This is a genomic window from Candidatus Woesearchaeota archaeon, assembly GCA_016192995.1.
Taxonomy (GTDB): Archaea; Nanobdellota; Nanobdellia; order Woesearchaeales; family DSVV01; genus JACPTB01.
Map to the genome: position 1 here is coordinate 1 of JACPTB010000015.1, position 9,292 is coordinate 9,292.

Here is a 9,292-nt window from a genome sequence, read left to right on the forward strand (position 1 = left end):
CTTATGAAATAGATGAATCAACTCGCGTTCTGCATTTATACCTTTTGATTTATGTGACATATATCCTTTATTTTTTTCCTGTTAAAATGTTTTTCTATATGATAAGTTTTATATACAAAATCATTATTTAGGTTGTTATAAGGTCAAAGGAGGGTTAATTATGGCAAAAAGACTGATTCCTGTTGTTTCAATGGAGAAAATCATGAAAAATGCAGGCGCTGATCGTGTTTCTGATAAAGCAAAGGTTGTTATGAAAAATATTGTTGAAGATATTGCAGAGAAAATTGCCCAAGATGCAGTGAAGTTAGCTTTGCATGCAGGAAGGAAAACTGTCAAAGCTCGTGATATTAAACTTGCTTATAAAAAAGATTAATTGCTGGCATAATTAGTCTTTTTTATTAATCGGCTCTGCCCCGAATCTCGGCATAGCCTCGGTTTTGGTACAGTGATTATCTCACTTGTTTATAAGAAGGAAAAAATTCCCATTGGAATTCCCTTTTTTCTCGATTATTTATTTATAGGATAATCACTAGCATGGCACCAAAAACTTTATTCGGGGCAGAGCCGATTATTCAACCTTTGTCTTCATAAAATCAAATGCTGCATCAGTGTTGCTGAATATGTCTCGAGCATCCTGAAGCACTTTGCTTACTTCTTTATAACGTTGGGAGAAATGAGTTACTATCAGTTTTTTTACATTGTTTTGGCTGGCAACAAGAGCAATCTGCTCTGCAGTAAGATGCTTGTATTTTTCTGCCTTTTCTTCAAGATCTGCAGCGTAAACACATTCAGAGACTAAAAGATCAGCATCTTTTGCAAGCACTTTACAATTATTACATACTGCAGTATCCAAAATAAAACTTACTACTTTTCCTTTTGTTATTGTAGAAACATCATCAGGGTTGATTTTTTTCTTGTTTATAATTATTGATGTGCCCTCTTGCAACTTTCCAATGTCAGGACCTTCTTTTAAACCAAGTTTTTTTGCTCTGGACATATCTATTCTTCTTTGATCTTTTTCTACAAATCTAAATCCTATACAAGGCACTGAATGCTCAAGGGGGGCAGCGTATAATTCATAGTCATTATTTTCATAGAATTTTGTTAGTTTTTTTGGATTTATCTCACGAATGATTACCTCTACTTTATTATAGAAAATACATGAGTTCATCAAATGCTTCATCCGCATCTTTGTGCCTGTAGGTCCGTAAATTTCTAGTTTTACCTTTTCCTGTATATTTCCTATTGTTTGAATCAAGCCTACTAAACCTGCTACATGGTCACCATGCCAGTGGCTAATAAGAATCTTTTTTACCTTTATTCTATTAATGCCTGCAATTGCCATTTGGCGTTGCGTTCCTTCTCCGCAATCTATAAGAATCCCTTCTCCTTTATACTCTACATAAATTCCCTGCACGTTTCTCTCTTTTGTTGGCACCATTGAGCTTGTACCAAGAAAGGTTAATTCTATTTTCACCATACAGTTAATTTTCATTCACAGTATATAAATATTTATATACTGTGAATGAAAATTAACCGTATGATCAAAAAACAACAAGTTTCAGCAACTTTCTACCATGGAACTATCATTACTGAAAATACTGATCTTGCCCGAGAACTTTATGATAAGAGCCGTTTTGGGAGCATGCAAACAGGAAAGGTCGAACTTAATTTAGTAGAAACATTATATTTGATGGAAAAAGAACGTTTACAATTGTCTGATCGAAGAAAAAAAGAGATTTCTCATGAACAATTTATTGCAAAAGCAAAAAAACTCGAGAAAAACTTTTGGATTAAATATGCAGTTTTTCGCGATTTGCGCACCCGCGGCTATATTGTAAAAACAGCATTAAAATTTGGCGCTGATTTTCGTGTTTATGATCGTGGTGTAAAACCAGGAGAAGATCATGCAAAATGGGTGGTGTTTCCTGTTCATGAGTCACAAGCCTTGACCTGGCATGAATTTGCTGCTAAAAATAGAGTGGCGCATTCCACTAAAAAACGTTTGTTATTAGCAGTTGTTGATGATGAAGGTGATGTTAGTTACTGGGAAAGCAGATGGCTGAGGCCTTGAACAAACTTTTTAAACTCAGTTGACCCACTCTTTCTATGGTTGATCGAGAAGCTGTTTATCAATTAGTGAAACTTCAGGGGCCTTTAATTCCAAGCCAAATAACAAGCCAATTAAAGTCAAATACCATTCTTATTGGCGCTTTTTTATCTGAACTTCATAGTCATGATCGTGTTTGCTTAACTCATCTTAAACGAGGAGGAAGCCCTTATTATTATATTAAAGAACAACTTGACAAGCTCCAAACCCTTTGTGCTGATCTTAATGAAAAAGACAGGCGCACCTTTGATGTTCTTAAGGAGAAGAAATTGCTTGAGGATACTGAGGTCGAGCCTTTAACACGAGTTTCCCTTCGTAATATTAAGGATTTTGCCGTTCCTATTCAAGCAACTATCTATGGTCAAGAGCGCTTGTTTTGGAAATGGTATTTGTTAAGCAATGAAGAAGTACATACTATCCTTGAGCAGCGTTTTCAACCAATTATTGAGAAAAAAGAACCTGTTGCACCACAAAAACAGGCAGTTGTTAAAAAACAAACTCCTCGCAAAATAAAGCAAGAGAAATTAACAAATACTGTACCTGAAGTTGTAGAAACATCATCAACTCCTTCTTTACCTCAAGAAGTTTCTCTTCAACATAATCTTGAGCATGATTTAGTCCAAGATCCGTTCCTCGAGAAGATTTGCACGTTCTTCAAAAAGAACAATATTTATATTGTTACTTATACTATTCTACAAAAGAAGCGTGATATCGAGTTTGTTATTACTGTCCCTAGCCCTGTAGGCGGCGTAGAATATTATTGTCGCGCACGATCAAAGAAAAACAATAATGAAAATGATTTGGCAATGGTCTATGTTGTAGGGGAGTCAAAGAAGTTACCGGTTTTGTATATTACAACAGGTGAAATCACCAAGAAAGCACTCAACCAATTGCCTGTTATGTTCAAAAATTTGAAAGTAAAACAATTGTAAGAAATCATGAGGTGTTGTTATGCGAAAATTATTTTTACTGTTTTTGTTGATGTTTGTTTTTCTTATTAGTGGCTGCACTCAGAAACAATATGTTTGTTTTGATGGAAGTGTTGTAACAGATCCAGTACTTTGTCCTGCTCAACCAGAAGAAAGAGAAGATGAAGTTGTTGTTGAGGCACCAGTTCAAGAAGAGATGTCTGACCCGCAATCAATCACTCAACCCTCATCAGAGGTTGCATCGTCATTAAGTATAACTGATGCAGACAAAACTATCCTTGATGAAAAACTCGATAAAGATCCTGTTGTTATGGCGAGCACTGTTATGAAAAAAGGTATTCATGTTGGACAATCGTATGTATTTCCTTTAGGTTTTAAAAATAATAAGAATGACAAGCGGGAATATCAAGTAACTTATATAGGGCTTGATGGTAAAACTAAGAGTAACAGCAATGCTGGCAACGATGAAACTATTGTGTCATGGCTTTCTAAAACACCTCAGCAGAATTTCTTTACCTTAGATAAAAACGAGCGTTTTTATATCCCTGTTATAGTGAATATAGGCGCTGCTATTAATAAGGATGGTAAAAAAACAGTGTCGGGAACGTATAAATTCATGGTGAAAATAGGTCAACGCCAGCAGGGGCAGCAGCTTTATGATGAACTTGGCAGTATTATTTTTTATGTTCGCGTTGACTAAATGAGTTGATGTTGTATGGGTTTAGCATTAGGAGATTTAGTTCCTCGAACTGAAATAACCTTAGATGATTTAAAAAATAAAGTGCTTGCTGTTGACACTTTTAATTTATTATATCAGTTTTTAACAACCATTCGCAGTCTTGATGGAACCCCTTTACAAGATAGTAAAGGAAATGTTACCTCTCATCTTGTTGGATTGTTTAGCAGAGTAACTCATTTAATGCAGTATGATATTAAAGTCATCTTTGTTTTTGATGGAAAACCACCTCTATTAAAAGAACAAGAACGAGAGCGGCGTAAAGCATTAAAGCATCAGGCTCTTAAAGAATATGAAATTGCTAAAGAGCGTGAAGATCTTTCAGCTATGAAGAAATATGCCTCGCGCACTGCTGTTTTAACCTCATCAATTATTCAAGAAGCACAAGCGTTGATTTCTGCGTTAGGGTTTCCTTATGTTACTGCACCTTCTGAAGGTGAAGCGCAAGTTGCTCATATTGTTGCCAGGAAAGATGCCTATGCTGCTGTCAGTCAGGATTATGATACGTTGTTGTATAATGTGCCTTGCCTGGTACGAAACCTTTCTATTACTGGTAAAAAGAAAAAATCAAAAACACTTGGGTTTGTAACTGTTCAGCCAGAGTTGATTAAAGCGCCTGATGTTTTTAAAGCATTAAGCATAACTCAAGATCAATTTATTATTCTTGCAATACTTGTCGGCACTGATTATAACTATGGCGGCATTAAAGGCATTGGACCGAAAAACGCATTGAGATTAGTCAAACAATATGGCGCTGATTTTAATAGTTTGTTTAAACATGTTCATTGGGAAGAATATTATTCTTATCCTTGGCAGGATGTTTTTAATACTTTTAAACATATGCCAGTCACTGATGATTATTGTATAATTTTTAAAAAACCAGATGTTCAACAATTGAAGAAATTATTATGTGATGAACATGATTTTAGTGTTGAACGAGTAGAAACTGCTTTGGGAAGGCTAGGAAAAATGCAAAAATCAGGGCAGAAGGGCTTAGGAGAGTTTTTATAAAGAGTTCTGTCTTCCTTATTTTTGATTAGTATGGGCAGAAACTTATCACCTGAATTTGAACATGATTTTGCGACAGCCCTTGTTTTTACTGAGCTTGTTTTAGGTGGAGATCCTTTAAATCCTGATGGTAAATTCCGGCATTTTGTTGATGCTTATTATTCTGGCGCTCCGTTACCTGGTTTTTATTTTTGTCCTGAAGCTAAAAGAATTCGTTCCAATCTTGATAAGGACGGCAATCCTAGTATAGATGCAGTCGCTGAATTTTTAAAGAGGCGTTCGGTTGATTTTTTTGTTGCTCAAGATAATTTATTCAATCCTTCTCATAATGGAGACTTCCCACAAGATCCTTATCGCCGAGAGCATATCCATAATATTTTGTATGTTGCCAATACGTTGTTAAGAATTCAACTTCATGAATTAAATCTGGATAGATATTTAATTAGGTTAGAATTGTCTGCAGCAAAACCAACCTATGATCAGATCTATACAACAGTTTATGGAGAAGCACCGGTATTCTATTAGGTTACCGGTGACCATTTAAGGTTAACAACACTTCTTCAAGAACAAGGTTTTGATCCAAGTCAATATAATGGATTGTCTGGAGCAATTCAAGCTTGGAGAAATGCGCATCTTATTGATGTTGGTAATCTTGAAGCGATTGTTCGTGATTTGCGTCAAGAAGCTCTTGGTTTAGTACAAGCACATGTTGTTCCTCATTTACCACGTCATCGTCATCCACTAGAAGGACTGGAATTTGTTCCTGTTTCTAATACATGGTTTTCTGGCTCAAGCAATTATTTTGGTGTTAAACATAATACAGGGGGACCTACTTTTAAAGGAACTTTCCAGTTTAACACCGATACTATTCAACGAGGTATGTCGCTGCCTGAATTAAAGTTACTTCTTTTTCATGAAAATATCCCTGGTCATCATTTAGATAATGTCACAACACATAACGAATATCTTGAAGGAAGATTAGGGTTTGAATGGACTATTCCTACCATGTTAACGCCAGATGTCGCTCGAGCAGAAGGACTTGCTAATACTGCTCCGTTACTAGCACATGGTGTAACTCATGAAGACCAATTGTCAGACAGAGATTTACAGATTGCGTATGTGTTGGCAAGGTTAGTTGATAAAGCTAAAAACAATGCTTCTTATATGGTGCGAGTTGAAGGTAAAAATCCTGTTGATGTCGAAACACTCCTCAAAGAACAATATCTTGTCAATGATAACTTGGCATTTCGTTTAGCGCATAAATGGGCTGCAAATCCATTAATTGCAGGAACCTATGCACCAGCATATGGTTTTGGAACACGTGTTGCAGAAGCAATACTAACAAATATGGGTTTAGAACAGGGAATACATTATCTTTTTGGTGTTCATGGCAGAGCTAAAGGTGATATCAGGCAATTAAAACGTGCTTTTCATGCAGCAACTATGGCTAATAATAATTATCAAACAGCATAAAGTTTTATAAACTTCTTATCTTATTTTATTCTTATGTTAACGGTAAAAGTTCTTAAGAAAGATGCTGAAAAGGTTAAACAATATTTGCTTAAGTATCAGTTGTTTGATGAACGCTATAGGCTTGTTGCAGATAAACAGTATATTTATTATCCTGTTGTCAAAGAGTTTTCTCTTAAGGGAGTTTCTTTTGTCAATAAAGAAAACATTGGTTTAACTAAAAAAATAACTACGTTGAAAGAAGCTTTGGCTGGTAAATTATCTTCTGCTGAAATGAATGTTTTGAAGACATCTTTTGATACTGTTGGCACCATTGCCATCATTGAAATTCCAGAGTTGCTTATTAAAAAAGAAAAGTTGATTGCTGATACCATGCTCTCTTTACATCGGCAGCTTAAAACAGTTGTCAAGAAAGTTGGCGTTCGTGGTGGCGAGTTCAGGACGCAGAAAGTAAAGGTTATTGCAGGAAAAAGAAGCAAGGAAACTTTGTATCTTGAAAATGGCGTTCGTTTGAAGTTTGATATTGAAAAAGTGTATTTTTCTGTCCGTTTAGCATCTGAGCGAAAAAGGATTTATCAACAGGTTAAAAAAGGCGAACGGATTTTAGTTATGTTTTCTGGTTGCGGTGTTTATCCTTTGGTTCTTGCTAAAAATACTAATGCTGCTGAAATTATCGGTGTTGAAAAGAATCCTGTTGCTCATAAGTATGGTGTTGAGAACATTATTCTGAATAAAATAAGCAATGTCCAATTATTTCATGGCGATGTTCGAAAGATAGTTCCAACCTTATCGGCAAAATTTGACCGTATTTTAATGCCGCTCCCTAAAAATGCAGGTGATTTTCTTGATCTTGCGTTTAGTGTTTCTAAGAAAAAAAGTATTATTCACCTCTATGATTTTATTCACGAAGATGAAACAGCTCAGTTAAGGAAAAAAATATTAGCTCTTGCGAAAAAATCAGGAAAGAAAGTTACTATTAAAAAAATAGTTTTCTGCGGACAGTATTCGCCACATCATTATAGAGTTTGTGTTGATATTGTTATTTTTTGATTATTTATCTTTGTGAAATTTCCCATGATTGCCGTTAAAGCTTTCAAGTAATTTTTCCTTAAATGTCTTGATATCTTCTCGTTTATCTAATCTTTTAACTAATAACTGTGGGTTTTTTACTAATTGATTAATGATTTCTTGTTTTTTAGTATGGTGAGCAATAAAATTAATGAAACCAAAAATAATGCCAACGCCAACTATCAAATAGACCATGGTAAATATTTTTCCAGCATCAGTTGTTGGATAGATGTCACCATAACCTACTGTTGTTAAGGTGATCACACTGAAATATAATGCATCAAGATAGCGCCAACCTTCAGTATGATTGTAGAATATTGTTCCGATGAGCAATGTTATGATTACTAATATTCCCAACACTCCGAATTCATGGTCTTTGAATAAATCTCGAATTTTTCTTAATAGTTCTAGTATGAGCATAGTTACGACAGTTATTGATGGTTATTTAAAAAACTATCTGGTTTTTGATAATCATCGAGAAGCTAGTTCTTTAACTATTTTTTTGATTAGATCATTGATGTTTTCAGCTTCAACAATCATGTCCTCACATCTAAAATTTTGCCCATGTCTATAGTTATACACTACTGCGAAAGGTTGCATTCTACATGGATCAATACATAACTTTAGACAATCTGCAATTTCACTATTATACTTTTCAAGATTTTGATCTTTTCGGAAGGTGTCTAAAGCTTCTCTTCCATATTTTCTGCAATTATTCATACAAAATGCAACATCAAAGCGTCGGGTTTTATCATTGACTGGAGAGTAACCATACACCTCTAGGTATATTTTTCTCATTTCTTCTGGGTCATTTGTATTAACCATGATTTGTGAACCTTTTTATCAGCTATAAACATTACATCCACCAATGGGGGGAGTAATAGTAACTATTATATACTCCTCTTATTTTCATCTTTCTTATGGATACTCAATTATTGGAAGATATTGGACTGACAAAATCAGAGACAAAGGTGTACTTAGGTTTATTGGAATTGGGCAGCAGCACAACGGGCAAAATTACTGATAAGGCTCATGTTGCGTCTTCAAAAATATACGAATTATTGGAAAAGCTTATGCAAAAAGGATTAGTAAGTTTTGTCATTAAATCAAATACTAAATATTTTGAAGCTGCTGACCCTAAGAGATTATTGGATTATATTGAATATAAAGAGAAGCTGTTTCAACAGCAGAAACATGCGGTGGCTAAACTTATTCCACAACTCCAACTACAGAGAACTTTAACTAAACACCATTCTGAATCTGCTGTTTACCAAGGCATTGAAGGACTTCGTTCAGCATTTTACGAAGCTTTGCGTGACATGAAAAAAGGCAGTCAAGCTTATTCTTATGGTGTGCCTCAACGTTCAGTTGAAGTCAATCGCTTTTTTATTCATTTTCATAAGGATGCCCACTTGAAAAAGGTGCGCATTAACTATCTCTTTAATGCTGATGCCAAAGGCCAGTTGCAAACCTTGAAGCATCACAGCTCTTATCACAGAATACGTTTTTTGTCGCCTTCTATTAAAATGCCTGCATCAGTCAATATCTTTGGCGATCATGTTATTATTTTCCCTTATGAAGAATCAGGTGAAATTTTGCTATTTTCTCTGAAAAATAAACATACAGCTGCTTCGTTTAAAGCGCAGTTTGATGTGTTTTGGCATTATACTGTTGCCCTTAAACCTCGTTAAACAACCGTTGTGAAAAATAATAACTTAATTCATTATTTCGGCGTTGTCCCGAAAGTCATAAATATGTATACTGGCATGAAAAATTGTATGATGAAACACAATAATTCAACAATCCAGTATACAGTAGAACAAGTACAATGCCTAGTTAAAAAAGTTTGTTATGAGAAACAGATTTCTCAGTATCACTTTAAGTATGGACCAAAAACATATACGCAACATCAATTTGTTGCGTTGCTGATTTTGTATGCAAAATCGGGAAAATCCTTAAGGGATTTTATTA

The 9,292-nt window shown here is 35.0% G+C and carries 13 protein-coding genes; 10 read left to right on the forward strand and 3 right to left on the reverse strand.

Annotated elements, in window-relative coordinates; genetic code table 11:
* Positions 1-160: 160 nt before the first annotated feature.
* On the forward strand, positions 161-373 hold the full coding sequence (locus tag HYY69_08540; protein ID MBI3033496.1) for a histone family protein: 213 nt from the start codon (positions 161-163) through the stop codon (positions 371-373).
* A gap of 195 nt (positions 374-568) precedes the next feature.
* Here the strand turns inward: HYY69_08540 and rnz are convergent, their stop codons facing one another.
* Complete coding sequence (rnz, locus tag HYY69_08545) at positions 569-1,480, reverse strand: ribonuclease Z (GenBank protein MBI3033497.1); 912 nt, start codon at positions 1,478-1,480, stop codon at positions 569-571.
* A gap of 60 nt (positions 1,481-1,540) precedes the next feature.
* Here rnz and endA point away from each other — a divergent pair, with 60 nt between their 5' ends.
* The 7 genes from endA to HYY69_08580 all read left to right on the forward strand — a co-directional run bounded on the left by endA (position 1,541) and on the right by HYY69_08580 (position 7,303).
* Positions 1,541-2,074: a tRNA-intron lyase gene (gene endA / locus HYY69_08550; GenBank protein MBI3033498.1), complete on the forward strand. Its 534-nt coding sequence runs from the start codon at positions 1,541-1,543 to the stop codon at positions 2,072-2,074.
* A gap of 35 nt (positions 2,075-2,109) precedes the next feature.
* Entirely contained in the window at positions 2,110-3,042 is a 933-nt protein-coding gene (locus HYY69_08555) for a hypothetical protein (protein MBI3033499.1), read from the forward strand.
* Positions 3,043-3,061: 19 nt separating this feature from the next.
* Complete coding sequence (locus HYY69_08560) at positions 3,062-3,739, forward strand: hypothetical protein (GenBank protein MBI3033500.1); 678 nt, start codon at positions 3,062-3,064, stop codon at positions 3,737-3,739.
* A 15-nt stretch (positions 3,740-3,754) separates the two neighbouring features.
* The gene (fen, locus tag HYY69_08565; GenBank protein ID MBI3033501.1) at positions 3,755-4,786 is read left to right on the forward strand and encodes a flap endonuclease-1; all 1,032 of its coding nucleotides are present in this window, start codon (positions 3,755-3,757) and stop codon (positions 4,784-4,786) included.
* A 30-nt stretch (positions 4,787-4,816) separates the two neighbouring features.
* Positions 4,817-5,308, forward strand: a complete 492-nt coding sequence (locus HYY69_08570; GenBank protein MBI3033502.1) for a hypothetical protein — start codon at positions 4,817-4,819, stop codon at positions 5,306-5,308.
* Positions 5,309-5,380: 72 nt separating this feature from the next.
* Positions 5,381-6,256, forward strand: a complete 876-nt coding sequence (locus HYY69_08575; protein ID MBI3033503.1) for a hypothetical protein — start codon at positions 5,381-5,383, stop codon at positions 6,254-6,256.
* Between the two features lie 33 nt (positions 6,257-6,289).
* Positions 6,290-7,303 (forward strand): class I SAM-dependent methyltransferase family protein, encoded by a 1,014-nt coding sequence (locus HYY69_08580; protein ID MBI3033504.1) that lies wholly within the window; start codon positions 6,290-6,292, stop codon positions 7,301-7,303.
* On the opposite strand, the gene HYY69_08585 is transcribed toward HYY69_08580, so the two are convergent.
* Positions 7,304-7,741, reverse strand: coding sequence for a two pore domain potassium channel family protein (locus HYY69_08585; GenBank protein ID MBI3033505.1), 438 nt, complete (start codon positions 7,739-7,741; stop codon positions 7,304-7,306). It lies immediately after the preceding gene.
* Positions 7,742-7,792: 51 nt separating this feature from the next.
* Positions 7,793-8,146 (reverse strand): hypothetical protein, encoded by a 354-nt coding sequence (locus HYY69_08590; GenBank protein ID MBI3033506.1) that lies wholly within the window; start codon positions 8,144-8,146, stop codon positions 7,793-7,795.
* 95 nt (positions 8,147-8,241) lie between these two features.
* On the opposite strand from HYY69_08590, the gene HYY69_08595 reads away from it, so the two are divergent.
* Both HYY69_08595 and HYY69_08600 read left to right on the forward strand, forming a co-directional pair.
* The gene (locus HYY69_08595) at positions 8,242-9,012 is read left to right on the forward strand and encodes a helix-turn-helix domain-containing protein (GenBank protein MBI3033507.1); all 771 of its coding nucleotides are present in this window, start codon (positions 8,242-8,244) and stop codon (positions 9,010-9,012) included.
* Between the two features lie 87 nt (positions 9,013-9,099).
* A partial coding sequence (locus HYY69_08600; protein MBI3033508.1) for a hypothetical protein occupies positions 9,100-9,292 on the forward strand: 193 nt, incomplete at its 3' end.